Annotated in this window: 15 protein-coding genes and 1 tRNA gene; 6 read left to right on the forward strand and 10 right to left on the reverse strand. The window is 42.7% G+C overall.

Annotated elements, in window-relative coordinates; all coding sequences use genetic code 11:
* Positions 1–23: 23 nt before the first annotated feature.
* Positions 24–605 (reverse strand): DNA endonuclease SmrA, encoded by a 582-nt coding sequence (smrA, locus tag BCU68_RS11490; protein WP_102564883.1) that lies wholly within the window; start codon positions 603–605, stop codon positions 24–26.
* A gap of 320 nt (positions 606–925) precedes the next feature.
* On the opposite strand from smrA, the gene BCU68_RS11495 reads away from it, so the two are divergent.
* Positions 926–1,002, forward strand: a tRNA-Pro gene (locus BCU68_RS11495).
* Positions 1,003–1,049: 47 nt separating this feature from the next.
* Here the strand turns inward: BCU68_RS11495 and BCU68_RS11500 are convergent.
* Positions 1,050–1,934 (reverse strand): TraB/GumN family protein, encoded by an 885-nt coding sequence (locus BCU68_RS11500; protein WP_157935196.1) that lies wholly within the window; start codon positions 1,932–1,934, stop codon positions 1,050–1,052.
* Positions 1,935–2,480: 546 nt separating this feature from the next.
* Between BCU68_RS11500 and BCU68_RS11505 the strand changes: the two genes are divergently transcribed.
* The 3 genes from BCU68_RS11505 (at position 2,481) to gltX (ending at position 5,871) form a co-directional block, all read left to right on the forward strand.
* Positions 2,481–3,614: a porin gene (locus BCU68_RS11505; RefSeq protein ID WP_102564885.1), complete on the forward strand. Its 1,134-nt coding sequence runs from the start codon at positions 2,481–2,483 to the stop codon at positions 3,612–3,614.
* A gap of 73 nt (positions 3,615–3,687) precedes the next feature.
* Positions 3,688–4,332: a DUF2057 domain-containing protein gene (locus tag BCU68_RS11510; protein ID WP_241901363.1), complete on the forward strand. Its 645-nt coding sequence runs from the start codon at positions 3,688–3,690 to the stop codon at positions 4,330–4,332.
* 108 nt (positions 4,333–4,440) lie between these two features.
* Positions 4,441–5,871, forward strand: coding sequence for a glutamate--tRNA ligase (gltX, locus tag BCU68_RS11515; RefSeq protein ID WP_102564886.1), 1,431 nt, complete (start codon positions 4,441–4,443; stop codon positions 5,869–5,871).
* A 316-nt stretch (positions 5,872–6,187) separates the two neighbouring features.
* Here gltX and BCU68_RS16960 read toward each other — a convergent pair whose 3' ends face one another.
* The 5 genes from BCU68_RS16960 to BCU68_RS11535 form a co-directional block, all read right to left on the reverse strand.
* A complete protein-coding gene (locus tag BCU68_RS16960) occupies positions 6,188–6,355 on the reverse strand; it encodes a hypothetical protein (RefSeq protein WP_157935197.1) in 168 nt (55 codons plus the stop codon).
* A 220-nt stretch (positions 6,356–6,575) separates the two neighbouring features.
* A complete protein-coding gene (locus BCU68_RS11520) occupies positions 6,576–7,865 on the reverse strand; it encodes an outer membrane protein transport protein (RefSeq protein WP_102564887.1) in 1,290 nt (429 codons plus the stop codon).
* Between the two features lie 496 nt (positions 7,866–8,361).
* The gene (locus tag BCU68_RS11525; RefSeq protein WP_102564888.1) at positions 8,362–9,594 is read right to left on the reverse strand and encodes an outer membrane protein transport protein; all 1,233 of its coding nucleotides are present in this window, start codon (positions 9,592–9,594) and stop codon (positions 8,362–8,364) included.
* Between the two features lie 408 nt (positions 9,595–10,002).
* Complete coding sequence (locus BCU68_RS11530) at positions 10,003–10,731, reverse strand: DUF3379 domain-containing protein (protein WP_102564889.1); 729 nt, start codon at positions 10,729–10,731, stop codon at positions 10,003–10,005.
* Entirely contained in the window at positions 10,724–11,299 is a 576-nt protein-coding gene (locus tag BCU68_RS11535; RefSeq protein ID WP_102564890.1) for a sigma-70 family RNA polymerase sigma factor, read from the reverse strand. Before BCU68_RS11535 ends, BCU68_RS11530 begins: the two co-directional genes overlap by 8 nt.
* 469 nt (positions 11,300–11,768) lie before the next feature.
* Here BCU68_RS11535 and fadI point away from each other — a divergent pair, with 469 nt between their 5' ends.
* Positions 11,769–13,076 carry an acetyl-CoA C-acyltransferase FadI gene (fadI, locus tag BCU68_RS11540; RefSeq protein ID WP_102564891.1) on the forward strand — a complete coding sequence of 436 codons (1,308 nt, stop codon included), beginning with the start codon at positions 11,769–11,771 and terminating at the stop codon, positions 13,074–13,076.
* Complete coding sequence (gene fadJ, locus BCU68_RS11545) at positions 13,076–15,196, forward strand: fatty acid oxidation complex subunit alpha FadJ (protein WP_102564892.1); 2,121 nt, start codon at positions 13,076–13,078, stop codon at positions 15,194–15,196. The genes fadI and fadJ overlap by 1 nt, the downstream gene beginning before the upstream one ends.
* A gap of 115 nt (positions 15,197–15,311) precedes the next feature.
* Here fadJ and ald read toward each other — a convergent pair whose 3' ends face one another.
* The 3 genes from ald to BCU68_RS11560 all read right to left on the reverse strand — a co-directional run bounded on the left by ald (position 15,312) and on the right by BCU68_RS11560 (position 18,943).
* A complete protein-coding gene (gene ald / locus BCU68_RS11550; protein WP_102564893.1) occupies positions 15,312–16,433 on the reverse strand; it encodes an alanine dehydrogenase in 1,122 nt (373 codons plus the stop codon).
* 53 nt (positions 16,434–16,486) lie between these two features.
* The gene (locus tag BCU68_RS11555) at positions 16,487–17,251 is read right to left on the reverse strand and encodes an SDR family NAD(P)-dependent oxidoreductase (RefSeq protein WP_102564894.1); all 765 of its coding nucleotides are present in this window, start codon (positions 17,249–17,251) and stop codon (positions 16,487–16,489) included.
* Between the two features lie 165 nt (positions 17,252–17,416).
* Complete coding sequence (locus BCU68_RS11560; protein ID WP_102564895.1) at positions 17,417–18,943, reverse strand: PLP-dependent aminotransferase family protein; 1,527 nt, start codon at positions 18,941–18,943, stop codon at positions 17,417–17,419.
* Positions 18,944–19,061 lie beyond the last annotated feature (118 nt).

Consider the following 19,061-nt stretch of genomic DNA (forward strand, 5'->3'; position numbering starts at 1 on the left):
TTTATTTTAGCACTAAATGATCGCTAACTCCCACGTTTTTGATGGCGCTCACGGTTTTCTAATTTTTGCGCACTACTTTTCTTTAGCAGGACATAAACTGCGCCGCTGCCTCCGTGCAACTGTTGGGCGCTATGAACGCATTGCACATCTTTGATTTGTGTTAGCCAACTTGCCACATAGCTTTTCATTAATGCCGGTGGATTTGAACGTTCCCCTTTGCCGTGGACAATAATCACAGTGCGGATATCCATGCGAATACATTGACGCAGGAAGGCGATAATTTCATCCCTAGCTTGTTCTAGTGTACGACGATGTAAATCGAGTTTGCCTTGAATTGGGTATTTACCAAGGCGTAGTTTGCGATAAACGCCTTCTTGAACACCATCGCGTTTAAACTCGATAAAGGTCTCAGGTTTGAGCATAGGTGCGTTATCAAGGGAGAGGTACTCAGGATCGCCTTCTGTTAGGCAGATCGCCGCTTCTCGCTTAGCAAGGTGAGACTCGGTCACTTGGTGCGATTTTTTGAGTTCTGCGGTGTCATGGGAGAGAGGCTTAACCCCTTCCATCATTTGTTGAAAAAATTCAGAATCATTGTCATGAGACATAATGGCATCTCAATAAAGTTAGGGTAGGGAAAGTATATCAATAGAAGTAAGACAAGTTCTATATCAGGATAGCATTGACATAAATATTTATTATATGCTCCTTGATGAGTATCGATTTAATAATCGATGTACTTATTAAGCTCTTACTATTGCTAGCTTTGCGATGAAATAGCGGTTTGGCTGGTGGATATAACAGCATATGGTTGCTTTAATGAACAAACGGTCTTTAATTTACGATTTTTTGTTATAAATGACTTGCGCCTTGGCTCAGAATCCGTAATATACCCATCCGTTGACAGGGCAAAGCTCAGTTAACAACTCGGTGAATAGCGCAGCTTGGTAGCGCATCTGGTTTGGGACCAGAGGGTCGGGGGTTCGAATCCCTCTTCACCGACCACATTTAAAAAAGCCTCGTCTTCGGACGAGGCTTTTTGCGTTTCAGGCTTATCGCTTTATTTGGCAGTTTGCTTTGCCAGGACTTGATAAGGCGAAAATTTCAAATCCTTCATTCGCTAATAACTGTAAAAGGTTATGCTCACCAACTAAATGCAGCGCACCAACCACCACCAGGTAGTGACCATCACTGGTCAGCATGGTATTTGAGTTTAATTTCTTAGCCCAATTACGGTTTCGTTGATAAAGAAAGTGCTCACTGGCCCATTCGCTCACTTGAGTTTCAGTCGCGAGTGTCGCTAGATGGTGAATATCCCCAGCTTTCCAGCTATCCATCAAACACTCAACATCTGATAGATTACTTTGCCACTGTTCAATCGCATCAGTCAGCAACTCACGCCCTTCATCAGGAAAGTCAGCAAACAGGTTAATTTGGTACTGAAGCGTTTCAAGGCTCAACAGTGGGATATCACTCTTCAGAGCTTGTTTTACCAAGTAGTTATCAATGCCATAGCGTGGACGATAGCCTAAGTCTTCATAAGCTTTCATTTGAATAGATAGAGCTGTTGTCCAAGGTGCTGCACTTAATAATGATGAATAATTAATGCCCAAATCATCAGCAATCTTGTTCAACGCCTTTAATTGCGTCGTAGTGAGATAAGCTTGGGTAGTTTTTGTTGTTTCTGGATATTTAAGATTATGGGTATCACGTACATCTGCCTCAATAATAAGCCCATCACTTTGCTGTAGGTATTGGGTCACAATACTCGGCAAAGGATACATTGAAGGGTGGCCAACATGTACAGAGCCAAATAGCATCAGTTCTTTATCACCTTTCACCGCCTTCCATACCATGGGAGAGCTATCGCTATAGGCAAAAGAAGTAAAAATAATGCTGATAAATACTAATGAGTTAGTAACTATGCGTTTAAACACGTTGTTCTTTCCTTGTGTAGTCATACTTCCCTATAGCATAGCAAAGTCACTTTAGATAAACGCACTTATCTCGATCTCATTTCTAATACAGTTTGCCAATTAAGACGTCATTTTCTTTTTTTACGTAAGATTTTAAGTGCATAAGTAATGTGATTTATCTCATGATTTATCGTTTGAAGAAATAAACGGCCGTCAATAGATATAAATCCCAGGAGAGAGCGGTCACATAACTACCACTTTATAGGGTGTTTAAACTGATGATATTGCGAATAATTTGAGATTTGACGTTTTTTAATTTTGATAATATTGATTTAAGCTTTTGTTTTTTAGGTATTTATGTTTTTTTTGGTATTTGTGATTTTGAACTGGATCAGAGTCTCAATGGTAATGTTTTTCGGTGCGAAAAAAAGTTTGCGATAGTGAACCCGTCCAAAATAAAACACACGTTAACAGTTTGGTTTGTAAGGACTCTGGTTTGTACGAGTTGGAGTTTATCGCGACCTGATTGATAGCGATAAAAATAAATAGGGAATAGGGGTTATTCTTATGTCTACATTCAAAAAAACATTGCTTGGTGCTACCGTTGCAACACTAATGCTTAGTGGTTCAGCTTTTGCAGATTCAGCCTTTGGTGACTCAGCAGATAAATTTTTAACTGAAGATTCATTTGCTTATGAAGTCTACGGGATCATTGCTATGCAGGCTGCATATCGTAATTATGATTCTGGCGATAACGCGACCAATGATGCTTTAGGTGGCGCTCAGCTTAACAACGAGTCGCGCATTGGTTTCCGTGGTAAGAAAAACTTCGCAAACTTTGGTCCAACCTTCCTTTGGCAAATAGAAGGCGGTTATGTCGATCCTAGCTTTGGTGGTTCAGGCGCAGGTCTAGGTGAGCGTGATACGTTTGTCGGCTTTGAAAGTGATGGATTAGGTAAATTCCGTTTAGGTCGCGTATTAACGCCAATGTATGAACTGGTCGATTGGCCAGCTTCTAACCCAGGTTTAGGCGATGTCTATGACTGGGGTGGTTCAATTGGTGGCTCTAAATACAAAGATCGCCAATCCAATACACTGCGCTGGGATACGCCAATGTATCTTGATGCCTTATCATTTAATGTCGCCGTCGGTGCAGGTAATGATGCTGCTTTAGGCGAAGGTGATGATTACTGGGCTGGTATCGCAGGTCATTATAAAATAGGTCCAATTCAGCTGGATGCCGCTTATGAAGGCAACCGTAATATTGAATCTGAAGGTTCAACGTGGAGCAATGACTCCTACCTAGTTGGTCTGCAAGGTTGGTTTGATAATGGTATTTCATTCTTTGCACAATACAAAATGATGGAAGCGTCAGCAGGCTCTGTTGATGAAAAGCAAAATGCCATGTCTGCAGGCTTGATGTACACCACTGGTGATTGGCAGTACAAACTGGGTTATGCGGCAAACTTTGAGTTAGAGCGTAATGGTAAAACCATTGATAATACCGATGATAATGTATTGTCAGCTCAAGTGATGTACTTTGTTGACCCGTCAGCCGTTTTGTATGTTCGTGCACGTACGCTTGATTTCGGTGATGCAGCAACTTATAGCAATGGTTTTACAGATAGTAAAGGTGGAACAAATCGTTGGAAGTCAGCGAGCTACGATGAGTTCTCAGTTGGTGTTGAGTACTACTTCTAAACCCGATGAATAAACACTGTTTTATCAGTATAAATACAGTAAGTTAGCTTTGATATTAAAGGGTGTGCTTGTCATGCCCTTTACTCGTTTTTATAAAAGTATGGATGTTATTACGATGATCAATAAATCGATAATTCTGATGGTTTTCACGCTGTTTTTTTCTTCGTTAGCGAGTGCTGAAACAACATTGGCGCTACAGGCTGAATTAGTGCCTCAAGTGCTGAATGGCGATAAAATTCATAACCGTCACTTTACAGCTAGGCATACCATTCAACTACAAGCAGGGCAGAATCAATTAGCAGTGACCATAGGGCAGATTGTTTTTGAAGACGGAAAGCGCCGTAAGTTTGATTCTCAACCATTACTGCTGACATTTAATGCTCCAGATCAGCAAGCCTTGACCATGAGTTACGACACCTTTCGTACCATAGACGATGCGAACCAATTTGAGCGTAGCCCAGAGTTTACTTTAGTCACTGAATCGGGTGAGCCTATCCGTTATGAGTTAGTGCAAATGAATAAGGGAGGCTTACAAGGCTTTCGTGATTATCAGCGAGAAGTGGCAGATTACAACGCGAGCTTAACTAAAGCAGAGACTAGCCATCCACAGGTATTACCTACAAGTGAAGGAATGGAAGGGCTGCAAACGCGCTTTAATCAACTTGATAGAGATCAGCAGCAACGCTTTATGCAATGGGCGATGCAAAATTTAAAATAAGCAGATCATTGTAGATTTACCTTAGAGTGGTAAAATGTCGTCACTTTATATCCTTGTCTTCGCCGTAACCTATAGATTTACGGCAACTATCATCTCTAAGGAATTCAAATGACGGTTAAAACTCGTTTTGCTCCTAGCCCAACTGGCTATCTTCACGTTGGTGGTGCACGTACTGCACTTTACTCTTGGCTTTTCGCTAAGAATCAAGGTGGTGAATTCGTTCTACGTATCGAAGATACCGACCTTGAGCGTAACTCTAAAGAAGCGGTTGATGCAATTCTAGAAGGTATGCAATGGATGGGTATGGAATGGGATGAAGGTCCTTACTACCAATCTAAGCGTTTTGACCGTTACAACGAAATGGTTGATAAGCTACTTGCAGAAGACAAAGCATTCAAATGTTATGCGTCTAAAGAACTGCTTGATGAAATTCGTGCAGAGCAAGAAGAAAACAAAGAAATGGCTCGCTACGATGCTAATCACCCAAAAATTGTTGCAGCTAATGAAGCCGCACAAGAAGGTGATGCTTGTGTTATCCGTTTCCGTAATCCTAAAGAAGGCAGCGTAGTATTTGATGACCAGATCCGTGGTCGCATTGAAATCGCAAACAGCCAACTTGATGACCTGATCATTCGTCGTACAGACGGTGCTCCAACTTACAACTTCGTCGTTGTAGTGGATGACTGGGACATGGGTATTACCCACGTTGTTCGTGGTGAAGATCACATCAACAACACACCTCGCCAAATCAACATCTATGAAGCACTAGGCGCGCCGGTTCCTACGTTTGCTCACTGTGCAATGATTCTTGGTGATGACGGTGCAAAACTATCTAAGCGTCATGGTGCTGTATCGGTAATGCAATACCGTGATGAAGGTTACCTACCAAATGCCCTAAACAACTACTTAGTTCGTCTAGGTTGGTCTCATGGCGATCAAGAAATTTTCTCTCAAGAAGAGATGATTAACTTATTCAGCTTGAACGCAATTAGCAAATCGGCTTCTGCATTCAACACTGAAAAACTACTTTGGTTGAACAACCACTACATCAAAACATCAGCACCTGAGTATGTTGCAAAATACCTACAATGGCATCTAGATGAGCAGAAGATCGATACAACCAATGGTCCTGCTATTACTGAAGTGATCACCTTAGTGGGTGAGCGTTGTAATACTCTTATCGAACTTGCTGAGCAGTCTCGTTACTTCTACGAAGATTTCTCTGAGTTTGAAGCGGGCGCAGCGAAGAAGCACCTACGTGGTGTGGCTAAAGGTCCACTAGAGCTAGCACTTGCGAAAGTGGAAGCGCTAGAAGAGTTCACAACAGCAAACATCAAAGATGGTGTGATTGCAGCAGTATGTGAAGAGCTAGAAATTGGTATGGGCAAAATCGGTATGCCACTACGTGTTGCGGTAACCGGTGGTGGTCAATCACCTTCTGTTGATGCTGTTATGGCACTGATTGGTAAAGAACGTGTTGCTGCGCGCATTAAGCTAGCACTAGCGTTCATTGCTGAGCGTGAAGCTAACGCACAGTAATAGCAATGCCGCAAAATACCACATTGATATTAAGGGCTGGGGTTTAGCACGGTATTGATGAGTGGAAAATAATAGAGCCGCATGAGAGTCGTGATGAACGAACTTTTGTGCGGTTTTTTGTTATCTAGTGTTTGAATAAGCTAAGGTGACTATTTGTTTATTATCTGTCGGTTGCTGTCACTTATTGACTAGGGTAGGAGTGGTGGTATTGACAATAAATAGGTATCCCTTCCTATCTATTTTATTTGAGTCGCTATAACAGTTATAGGTATAACTGAACGAACGTGTTGGCTAGGTGTATAACGGTTCAATCGACTTAACGTTTTTTATTGTTCGTATGATTAATTGGCATACGATCATCTTTATCATGACCTTTCTTAGCCATATAATTGTGCTGATTATCGTAGCTCGACATTTTGTCCATTGCTGCGAATGATGAAACCGAAAAGCCTAGGGTCAGTGCTAGAATCATTAGAATTTTCATTATTGCCTCTCTTTTTCATAATAGCTTGATGATGACAAATTGTTTGTCAGTGCAAAATAGCTTGTTGATGCAAAATTTGTTTTTAGAAGAATGAATCGCTTCTAATTACATAAGACCTAAGCTTATAAGTAAAAATTTCGATTTAGATCACATTTTGTCGGGGCAATAAAAAAAGCGCCGAACAATCAAATGCTTCGGCGCTTTTATTTTTACTCGTTACTTAGAAGATATAGTTAAACTGTAAACCGGCTAACCAGATATCACCTGAGACACTGCCTTCAAAAGCACCACCAATGTCAGCCGCCTGATCATCTGACTCACCGCGAGGCTCATAAATAGCCGCTTCTTTAGCATGAATATAAGTTAAACCTGCATCCAAGCTAAACTGTGAGCTAAAGGCGTAGCTAGCACCGGCACTAAACCAAGTACGGTCAGTTTCAGGGATAGTTGCAGTACGGTTTTTATCACTCACCGCTGACATATCGTAAGCAATACCAGTGCGCAGAGTCAGTTTTGGGCTGTAAAGATAAGTCGCACCAATCGCAAAGCGGTAGTTATCTTCCCAGTTCTCATCTTTAATTACGCTTGATCCTAACTCATCAAGCTCAGCAACAAGCTGCTCAAAAGAACTCCAATCAGTCCAGTTAACGCTAGCGTGCATTGCCCAGCGATCAGTTAACTGATGAAAACTGGCAATTTCTACGGTTTGTGGCAGGGCAATGGAAAGTTTTCCTGGGAGCTTAGTATCTGCTCCTTCTCCAAACCCTATGCCATTAGCGTGACCGGCAAAGTCCATCATTACTTCAGATTTGTACGTTACACCAATGCGGTGATCGTCATTAACTTGCCAAGCTGCACCCAGTTGATAACCCCAAGCGGTATCATCACCTTCCATATATTTTAAAGTAATGTCATTACCGCCTGATATATGGTCAGGTAGTGTTGCTCCAAAGTGACCTTCACCTAATACGTAACGAATACCACCACCAATGCTAACAGCATCCGTTAACTGGTAAGCAAGGTTAGCATTAACTTCCATCGTCATGATGCTCGCTTGATCACCAAAGTGGCTACCAGCAAAGTCACTACCAAGATCGGTTTCCATACCGTAATTTGTACCAAGGGCAAAACCGAAGAATAGATCTTGGTTGATTTGATGCGAGAGGTAGAAGTTAGGGATCACTGCATTATGAGCAATGTCGTTACTTGTTGCATCGTAGCTAATATCGCCACCTGTTGAGGGCGGTGTTACTGTGCCAGAAACATCCATATTGGGTGCGACATAAATAGCACCCGTTGAAATTTGCGTTCCTTTTAGGTACGTCAGCATCGCAGGGTTACGCCATTGTGCGCTGGCGTTGTCTGCCATTGCTGCTTCACCGGCGTAAGCACGACCAAGACCAGTAGCTGAATACTCAGCCAGTTGAAAGCCGGCGGCATTGGTAGTTGCGCTGTGAGAAAGTAAGCCGAAAATGACGGCAAGAGAGAGGGACGTCCTGTTATATTTCATTTGAATGTTCGCTGAAGTAACTATATTAAGAGCGCTAGTTTATGTTTAGAGTGGTTACTTTAGAAATGAAATTACATTTAAAGGGAATATTAAGAGTTTTGTATCAAATTCTTACATTAATTAGCGATAAACTCTTTAAATGAGACTTATCATCTTGGCTTTGAGCGTACACCTGTAGGGTGAGTGGGCGCTTTGGTGCTACGCCTGTACGCTGAAATTGATTATTAAATCAACCAATTAGAGGCAAATAGTAAAGGCTATAAAAAGTAAAAGCAAGATAAATGCCATATTACTAGGCAGGGAAGGGTGTAAAGGTGATTCTGCAGACCGCTCAAGACCTCCCTATACGCTTAGCAATGGGCATTCATGCCCATTGATGTTGCTCCATCATATTCACAATGTTAGCTGTCTATGGCGTACGTAGTGATAAATATCAGGCATAAAAAAGGGCTGGCAAATGCCAACCCTAAATACATTCAGCTTACATGATGAGTGATTAGAAGCTGCGGCTGTATTGTAAGCCAACCAAAATAGCATCTGCACGTGTGGTTGCTGTGATTGATGAACCAAGAAGTGGTGTGCTTTCTTCAACATCAACATCAGCACCGATTAGGTAAGTGAAACCAAAGTCGATATTTGACTTTTGGTTGATGTGGTATGTAAAGCCTGCCGATAGCCATTGACGATCAGAATCTGGTACTGATACTGAGGTTAACTCGTCTTGCGCACTGGTGTCGTACATGTAACCGGCACGTAGAGTCCAATCACGGTTGAGGTAGTAAGTACCACCAATCGCGTAGTGCCAACCATCTTGCCAAGCGTAGTCTTTACTATAGCTTCCTACCTGACCTAATATACCATCTTGTAAATTATCAAACTCGATAGAATCAAACGTACTCCAACCAATCCATTGTACGCTGTAGTGCACGGCAAATTTTGTATCGTCAATGCGATGATAACCAGAGAACTCCACCATATCAGGCAGTGGCAAGGTGATCTCTTGGCCTTTATCATCTTCTGCTGTCATCTCTGGGCTGTAGTGGTAAGCCAAACCAAAGCGGTTATTTTCATTCACTTCATACACAGCGCCAAGGTTAAAGCCGACAGCCCAACCAGTTGCGTTATCGACATCAAGTAAAGCTGTGCCACTAGCAAGCTCACGTTTCATGGTACCCGCACCGTAAATAACATCTAATCCGGCACCAAAGCTGAGTTGATCATTGACACGGTAAGAACCAGATAGACCTAAGTTGACACTTTTTACATCGGTCAGACCACCATATTCATGACCGCCAAAGTCATCACCAAATTCCGTTTTAGTACCAAAGTTGGTGTAGGCGTTCATACCGACTGCAAACTTGTCGTTGATTGGCACAATAAGGTGAATATTCGGTGCAATTGAGGTATCACCAGCGTCGTTGTAATCATCAATACTTTGCTCTGGTTGAAAGTAGCCTGGCTTATATTTGGCGTCTTTAACTTTAATGTCTGAGGTAATGGTATTAAAGCCTAGCGACAGTGACGTCTCATCAAACAGTGCCATGGCTGCTGGGTTACGCGCCATTACTGCTGCGTTATCAGCGATAACCGCATCACCAGCGGCTGCGCGGCCAAGACCGGTTGCCGATTGTGAGTTTAATTGAAAGCCTGCAGCCATTGCTTGTTGTGATGCTACAGCTACCGTTAACGCTAAAAGTGATTTTTTAAACAGACGCGTCTGTACAGTCATGGTATTGATTCCTATTAAGAGAACGCGCCAAATTTCAGAGAGCTGGCGGCTTCATTATTGAGTGTTTACTCGTGAACACTAATCATTGGCGACGATAATAGAGGTAAGTGAATAAAATAGAAATCCGACCATTGGCTAATCTGGCGCTAAAATTAGTAAAATAACGCTCATATGTCGCGAATGTGCCGTTAAAATAGAGGTTTTAGAGTTTTAGCTCTAAATAAATGAGACCAGATAAATAAAAATTAAAGGAACTTATTTCTAATCTTAGCTTATGTTTTAAGTGATTGATATCTATGGTTTGGTAGTGTCCAATAACTCAAGTGTATAAAAAGAGTATTGAACACCACACATCGCTGGAGGAGGGAGGTTTGGTTGGTTTTTATCCAATCTAAGACAAATGTCTATTTAGCTGCTTTTTTTTAGCATTGGAGCCAGTTTTTCGGAGATCTTAGCGACATCTTCTCCATTTTCACCCACTAAGATAAGACTGCTATGCTCGATAGGGATGATGATCCCCTGCATATTGTCTTGGCTAAACGTATCGGCTTGCTCACTCGCTACCGTGGTTAAAAACAGTGTAACTTTGCCTTTTTCACCCTGGAAGACCATGTGCATGGCGTTGGATTCACCAAAGCCACAATGGTTTAAGTAGTAAACGTGATACGGAAAATTTTGCTGAAACTGGTAAGCAAATGGCGACAACTTGGTGTTAATTTGCTGTGATGAGACATTTTCATCCACTTGGCTAATAAAGGCTTTTTCACTAGTCACATGATGCATAGCGGTATCGGCCAATGTTGCGTGCGCCGAGGAAACCAGTGCATTGCCCCAGTTGATTTGTCCCATTGCAAGACCTGCAACAAAAGCGACCGATGCGGCCATGGTCATTGCTCGTTTCACAAAACTGACTTTAACGACATTACTGTCATCCACATTGCTTTGTTTAAACAGAATTCGATCGGCGAGATCATCAGGCACATCGACATCCATCGCATTGGCAATCTGGTTATCTAAACTCATCACTTCATCTAGAAACTTGGCATGACTTTCATTGCTATTGATGACATCAAGCAACTCACTGTCACGCTGTTTTGGCTGTGATAAAACACGGCGACGAAACTCTAAATCATCCATTGTTTTGTCCTCTTGGTGCCTCTTCAGACTCTAATGCTTCTTTGAGTTGATTACGGGCTCGAAATAAACGTGTCATAACGGTATTTTTATTTAACTGCAAAATATCGGCAATCTCTTCACCACTAAATCCGCCGATAACTTGCAAGAAAAGTGGTTCGCGATAATCGACTTCTAAGTTCATGATTTGTGCCTGAAGCCATTGTTGTTGATGGTGTGGATCATCGGTTATCTTAACATCATGTCCATGATCATCTATATCGACCAGATCGAGTTGTTTACGTTCAAATCGGCGTGCATTCTCTCGTCTTAAGATGGTAATTAGCCATGACTTTGCCGCTTTTTCATCTTGCAAGCTATCGAGAGACTTCCATGCCCGTAAGCAGGTTTCTTGCACGAGATCTTCAGCAATGCTTTTGTCTTTGCATAGCCAGTATCCGTAGCGAAAAAGATCACGGTGATAGGCTCTAACTAGGGCTTCATATTTTCTTTGTTTATCCATAGTAGAGTTGACCGTGCTAGGCGACTTTTTCTTTCCAAATAATTTTCTTATCGACACAGGAGCCTCCATTTTTGCTCTGTGAATGGCAGTTAAGCAGCAATTTATTGAGTGTAGAACTTTTTATGCCAGAAGCGGTAAATCCAATAAAAAATTGATCTACTTCAAAATGTGATTATGTGAAGCCGTTATAGTGTACGTTGTCATCTCATTGACCATTCGTGGTTGATATGTTGAGCAAGATGACAACTTCCTTTTGAAGGCTGACTTTACTTTCTCCTAATCAGGAAACTGATTATTTTCGATTGACGCAAGTTAATTGCTTTATTTAGATATTCCGACCACGCATTCTTTGTGTGGTTTTTTTTTGCCTGTCATCCCACATACTTACCTATAATTATAAACACTTGTTTGATTTATTTAACATCTTTATTACACTAATCAGGTCGGACCTCTACTATCTCGTCTCTATTGATAAACAAATTATTCAGTAGAACGGGTTTACTCTCGTTGATCATTGATCGGCAGCTAAGGAGAAATAATGGGCAAACAGGAAGTGAAAACACGCTCTGGTGAACGCATTGCAATTGTTGCAGGGCTACGTACACCATTTGCACGTCAAAGTACCGAGTTTAGTGATGTTCCCGCTATCGATTTGGGCAAAATGGTGGTCAGTGAAATGATGTCTCGAACTGACATCGATCCAGCACTGATCGAGCAGGTTGTATTTGGGCAAGTGGTACAAATGCCAGAAGCACCCAACATTGCACGTGAAATCGTTTTAGGGACAGGGATGAACATCCATACCGATGCGTACAGTGTGACGCGAGCTTGTGCGACCAGTTTTCAGGCAGCGGTGAATGTGACTGAGAGCATCATGGCTGGCACGATAGACATTGGTATCGCTGGTGGTGCTGACTCTTCTTCTGTTTTACCTATTGGGGTGTCAAAAAAGCTAGCAGCAAATTTACTTGCGCTGAGTAAAACCAAAACGCTAAGCCAGAAGCTCAATGTATTAAAAAGCTTATCGCTCAAAGATCTCATGCCGATTCCTCCTGCGGTTGCAGAATACTCGACAGGGATCTCAATGGGGCAAACGGCTGAGCAGATGGCAAAAACACATAGCATTAGCCGTGCCGATCAAGATGAACTTGCTCACCGTTCACACTCTCTAGCATCACAAGCTTGGCAAGAAGGGAAAATACAAGGTGAAGTGATGACTGCTTTTCCTGCTCCGTATAAAAAATGGATCAGTGAAGATAATAATATTCGCCACGATTCCAGTTTAGAAAGCTATAGCAAATTACGCCCCGCGTTTGACCGTCAATATGGCACGGTGACAGCAGCGAACAGTACGCCGTTAACCGATGGTGGTGCTGCCGTTATGCTTATGCGTGAAGGTAAAGCGAAAGAGCTCGGTCTTGAAGTGCTTGGTTATATCCGTGGCTATGCTTTTTCTGCCATTGGGGTTGAAAGCGATATGCTGATGGGACCTTCTTATGCCACTTCCCAAGTTTTGAAAAATACCGGTTTATCTCTATCGGATCTAACGCTTATTGATATGCATGAAGCCTTTGCTGCTCAAGCTTTAGCGAACGTAAAAATGTTTGCCAGTGATAAATTTGCTCAAGAACATTTAGGGCGAGCAAAAGCGATGGGTGAGATTGATATGGATACGTTTAATGTGCTGGGCGGCTCTATTGCCTATGGTCACCCTTTTGCCGCAACTGGGGCAAGAATGATGACCCAAACACTGCGTGAATTAAAACGTCGTGGTGGTGGCATTGCATTAAATACAGCGTGTGCGGCAGGTGGTTTAGGTGCGGCGATGATCTTGGAGGTGGAATAATGAGTCAGCAAACAGCATTTACTTTAACCATTGATGAGCAAGATCTAGCCTGGCTCGCCATTGATGTTCCTAATGAAAAAATGAATACCTTACAAGCTGCCTTTGCCGATGATATGCAGGGGATTTTTACTCAGCTTGAAGAGCAGAAAAGTAGCATTAAAGGTTTAATTGTCCATTCACTCAAACCTGATAATTTTATTGCTGGTGCTGATATTCGTATGCTCGATGCCTGTACCACCGCTGATGAGGCGAAAGCGTTGGCGACGCAAGGGCAGCAAATGTTTCAAACGCTCTCTGATTTGCCTTTCCCTGTGGTAGCTGCGATTCATGGACCATGTTTAGGCGGTGGGCTTGAGTTAGCGCTAGCTTGTCACTATCGGGTGTGTAGTGATTCAGATAAAACCCGTTTAGGCTTGCCGGAAGTGCAATTAGGCTTACTTCCTGGTTCAGGTGGTACGCAGCGTTTACCGCGTTTAATTGGTTTACTGCCAGCGCTTGATCTTATCTTAACCGGTAAGCAATTACGGGCTAAAAAGGCGCTGAAATTGGGCGTGGTTGATGCCTGTGTACCTGAGTCGGTGTTGTTAGATGTTGCCCAAGATCTGATAGAGAAACACGAAGAGAGCGCACCAATACGCAAGGTGAGCACCAAAGAGAAACTGTTATCGCAAAATGGGTTGAGTCGTAAGGTTGTTTTTGATCAAGCAGCTAAACAAGCGCATAAGAAAACACGTGGTAACTACCCAGCCGCGCCAGCCATTTTAGAGGTCATTCGCAATGGTCTAGAGCATGGTTTTGAGAAGGGCTTAGCGCTTGAAGCGGAGAAATTTTCTCAACTTGTGATGACCGATGAATCGAAAGCATTACGTTCGCTATTCTTTGCGACCACGGAAATGAAAAAAGACCATGGCAGTGATGCGACGCCGCGCACGGTTGAGCGTGTAGGAGTCTTAGGTGGCGGTTTGATGGGCGCTGGTATTAGTCATGTTAGTGTGGCGAAAGCTAAGGTTCCAGTGCGCATTAAAGATGTGTCCAATGATGGGGTGCTTGGTGCTTTAAATTATAACTATCAACTGTTTGATAAGCAGCGTCAGCGCCGAATTTTAACGAAAGCACAGCTACAATCTAAGATGTTGCAGTTATCGGGTGGCACCGACTTTACCTTGTTTAACCGTCTTGATGTGGTTATTGAAGCGGTATTTGAAGATCTAGAATTAAAACAAACGATGGTGGCAGATATTGAGGAGCATGGTAACGAAACGACGATTTTTGCTACGAATACCTCATCTTTACCTATCCATCAAATTGCTGAAAAAGCGCAGCGACCTGAAAATGTGGTCGGTTTACACTATTTCAGCCCAGTAGAAAAAATGCCGCTGGTGGAAGTGATCCCGCATGCCAATACCTCTGATGAAACGATTTCAACCGTCGTTGCATTGGCTCGTAAACAAGGCAAAACTCCAATTGTTGTTAAAGATTGTGCCGGCTTTTATGTCAATCGTATCCTTGCACCTTATATGAATGAAGCCGCATCCGTTTTAATGGGTGGCGAGCCGATTGAGAGTTTAGATACGGCGTTACTTGATTTTGGTTTCCCTGTTGGACCGATTACGCTATTAGATGAGGTCGGAGTGGATATTGGCGCGAAAATCATGCCAATTTTGGTGGCTGAACTTGGCGATCGTTTCCAAGGTCCTGATGTATTCGATATCTTGCTCAATGATGATCGTAAAGGGCGTAAAACAGGCAAAGGTTTCTACACCTATAAAGGTAAGAAGAAAGAGGTCGATAAGAGTGTTTATACTCTGCTCGGTCTGCAACCAGAAGCGAAGTTGGCAGCAAAAGAGATAGCGCTGCGCTGCGTGTTACCTATGCTAAATGAGGCGATTCGTTGTCTCGATGAAGGTGTCATCCGCAGTCCTAGAGATGGTGATATCGGGGCTATTTTTGGTATTGGTTTCCCACCATTCCTAGGTGGACCTTTCCATTATATGGACCAAATAGGTATCCCTCAGTTAGTTGAGTTGATGAATGAATATGCGGAAAAATTTGGTGATCGATTTGCTCCTTGTGATGGGTTGCTAACTCGTGCCAGTTTAGATGAGCGTTTTTATTCATAGATTACCTCAATTGAAAATGGTTGAGTAAGAAAAGCAATACCCACTAAATCGATAAATTTAGTGGGTATTTTTATTAAGTGAACTTACTTTGAGTGCATGCGTTGTCGCAATGCTACTAGGCTACACTTAACGCTTTATCTTGAGTGATAAAAGATAAATCTAAGCTAGCAGCAACACTTTGGTTGGTGACTTTACCGTGAATAACATTAAGACCATTTTTCAAGTGCTGATCATTTAATAGAGCTTGGCGGTAACCTTGATTAGCTAAACGAAGAATATAAGGCAACGTCGCGTTATTTAATGCAAATGCGGATGTTCTTGCTAGAGCGCCCGGCATGTTACCAACACAATAGTGGACAACATCATCAACAATATAGGTTGGCTCGTCATGTGTCGTTACTTTCGAGGTTTCAAAACAACCACCTTGGTCAATCGCGACATCAACAATTGCCGAACCAGCACGCATTGCTGCGACCATTTCTGCGCTAACCAATTTAGGCGCAGCAGCACCCGGAATTAACACGCCACCAACGACAAGGTCAGCACCGATCACCGCGTCTTCTAAATTAGATTTGTTTGAATACAAGGTTTTTACTTGCGAACCAAATTGTGCATTAAGTCGACGTAGGGTATCGATATTGTTATCTAAAATAGTGGTATCAGCGCCTAAACCAATCGCCATTTGTGCAGCATTAGCACCAACCACACCACCACCAATGATCGTCACTTTAGCCGGCGCAACCCCAGCAACCCCACCAAGTAGTAGACCAATGCCACCATTTGATTTTTCTAAACAGGCTGCACCCGCTTGAATCGACATGCGACCTGCAACTTCTGACATTGGTGCAAGTAATGGTAAGCTGCCATTGCTTGCCGTCACCGTTTCATAAGCAATACATACCGCTTCACTGGCGATAAGATCTTCAGTTTGAGCAAGATCAGGGGCAAGGTGTAGGTAGGTAAAGAGCAGTTGTCCTGGGCGTAAACGAGCACGTTCAATTGCTTGTGGCTCTTTTACTTTTATAATCATTTCTGCAATCGCAAATACCGAATCCGCATCAGGTAGAATTTCGGCACCCGCTAAGCGATATTCTTCATCGCTACAACCAATGCCTAGACCGGCTGTTGATTCGACAAAGACTTTATGCCCGTGTGAGCAAACTTCTCTTACACTTGCTGGAGTCATACCAACGCGATATTCATGAATTTTAATTTCTTTAGGTACGCCAATAATCATAATAATTCCCTTATCTTATAACGACATATATTAAGTAAAGTTGCTAGAGCTTCTTATTGCTTAACCACTTTAAAATTGTCCCATGCTTGCGATGTAGGCATCACTTCTAAGCTGTTAATGTTGATGTGAGCTGGTTGCTCGGCAATCCAAAAAATGATGTCAGCAATATCTTCAGGTTGCAGTGGATTGGTGTTGTTATAAACCTGATTGTATTTATCTTGATCGCCATTAAAGCGCACTAGGCTAAATTCACTTTCTGAAAGCCCTGGCTCTAAGCTGGTCACTCGTATGCCTGTGCCAGCAAAATCACTGCGTAAGTTGCGAGAAAACTGTGCAACGAAAGCTTTACTTGCGCCATAAACGTGGCTGCCAGGGTATGACCAATTTGCAGCGATACTCGCTAGGTTGATGATGCTCGATTTTGGCTGCTGCTTAAGCGTTGGCAATAAAGCGTGAGTGACATTAACCAAGCCAGTGACGTTGGTCTCAATCATGGTGTGCCAGTCAGATAAATCGGCTTGATCGGCAGGGGCTGCACCGAGCGCTAATCCAGCATTATTGACGAGTATTTCAATCGCCTGAAATTCGCTAGGCAGCTGCTCTATTACGCTTTTTACTTGGTCGGCATCACGTACATCCAGTGGTGCAATATGTACGGCAGTTAGTTGAGCAAGTTCATCGGCTAGGGCGTGTAGGCGTTCAGCTCGACGACCTGTTAATACAAGAGGGTAGCCAAATTGAGCAAACTTACGCGCTGTTGATAGACCAAAGCCAGAAGTTGCCCCTGTAATAAATACCACAGGTAATGTTGAAGTCATAATGTGTCCTTACCAAGCAAAGTGAGTGTTATCCATAACATCCATCTAGAAAGTGAAGCTGTATCAATACGCTCTTAATGGTGTTTATTTTCAATAGGTTCACTCTATCTAATGGCAAAGCGTGGTTTTAGAGCCAGATTGCTTTTTTTGTGGGGTCAGGTCATTTTAAGCCAAAGAGGACGTTACTTGTTGTGGCTTTTCAGCCATGACCATTTGCTCTATGACCTCAGCTAGTCGGGCTATTCCTGGCTCTATCATATTAATATCAATGGCAGAAAATCCTAAACGTATGTACTGCTCATTATCGCTGCTAGGATCATAAAAGTGCACATCGCCAGGCTCGACCAAGATACCGACTTGCTCCGCCTTTATAACTAACTGTTGGCAAGAGATGGTGTCGGGTAGGCGTAACCAGAACGAACTTCCCCCCATGTTGTCATTGGTGATGCATGTGGGTAAATGACGATCTAACGCTTTACGAACTAAGGTCCACTTATCAATACAGTGTTTACGTAACTTGCTTAAGTAGGTGTTGTAATAACCCATGGAAATAAACAGAGCGCAGGTACGCTGATTGTTTGCTGGTGGATGGCGAAGCATTAAACGGCGTAACTGACGAGCGGCAGTAATAATCGCTTCATCTGCCACCATAAATCCAAGTCTTAACCCCGGTGAGAGTGATTTAGATAAACTGCCGATATAGATAACCCGCCCGTTAGAATCGAGACTTTTTAGTGATGGAAGAGGTTGGCTAAGTAGATTGATTTCACTGTCATAGTCATCTTCAATTATTACCAAATCATGCTCTTCTGCCGCTGTGAGTAATTGCTGGCGACGGTTCATTGACATCGTAATGTTCGTGGGCACTTGATGGCTAGGCGTGGTGTAAACATAGTCACATTGTGTCAACTCTTTGCTGATGGTGAGCCCCTGATGATCAATATTTAACGGGGTAACTTGCGCATTGTGATAAGCAAAAATATTACGCACATCTGGGTAGCCAGGATCTTCCACACCAAGTTTACACTCCGGGTGGCTTAGCAGTTGTGCCAGTAAGAACAGTGAATTTTGCGTGCCAATGGTCACTAAGATCTGCTCTGGTTTTGCTTGTATGCCTCGCTTAGTTAACACATTGGTTTGTAGCTGTTTGATCAGCATTGGATCGTCATTGTCAACCGAGTCAGAAATCCAATCTTGAATCGCATTACTGCGCTGAGAAAGACGTCCGCACTCACGCCAATAATTTAATGGAAAAATCGTATGATCGGGCTGACCAAACAAAAAAGGGTAAGGGTACTGCTGCCAATTGGTTGGCTTATTAATATTTCTCTGTTGATCCAATGGTTTTTGAACTCGACTGCTCCAGAAGTGTGCAGGTTTTGCTTCATTGTTGTTCATTTTTAGGTGGTGCTGAAAGCTATTTTTTGCCGTTAAACTCTGTAATTTCGCAGGGTTAGTAAAGTACCCACTGCGCTGATGAGCTAATAATATTCTTTCATCAACCAAGCGGTCATAAACCAACACAATCGTGTTTCGTGACACTCTCAGCGTGCTAGCAAGCTTGCGACAAGAGGGCAGTGCATTATCGTTATACATTCCTTGAGCGATTTGATTGAGTAAATACTCTCTAATTTGCTCTTGTAGGCTACGGTGAGGTGAAAATTCAATATGAACAAGCGGTTGGTTCTTCACGGTTATTTCCTTACTCGGTGAAGGGGTATTAGCTTGTTAGAGCAGGATATGTGCCAGTAAGTGAAGATACAGCCAAGTTTGTGTCATTACATTGTGCATTGCACTTTTTATGAGCATG

Origin of the sequence: Vibrio sp. 10N.286.49.B3, from assembly GCF_002873395.1 — a bacterium.
Taxonomy (GTDB): Bacteria; Pseudomonadota; Gammaproteobacteria; order Enterobacterales; family Vibrionaceae; genus Vibrio.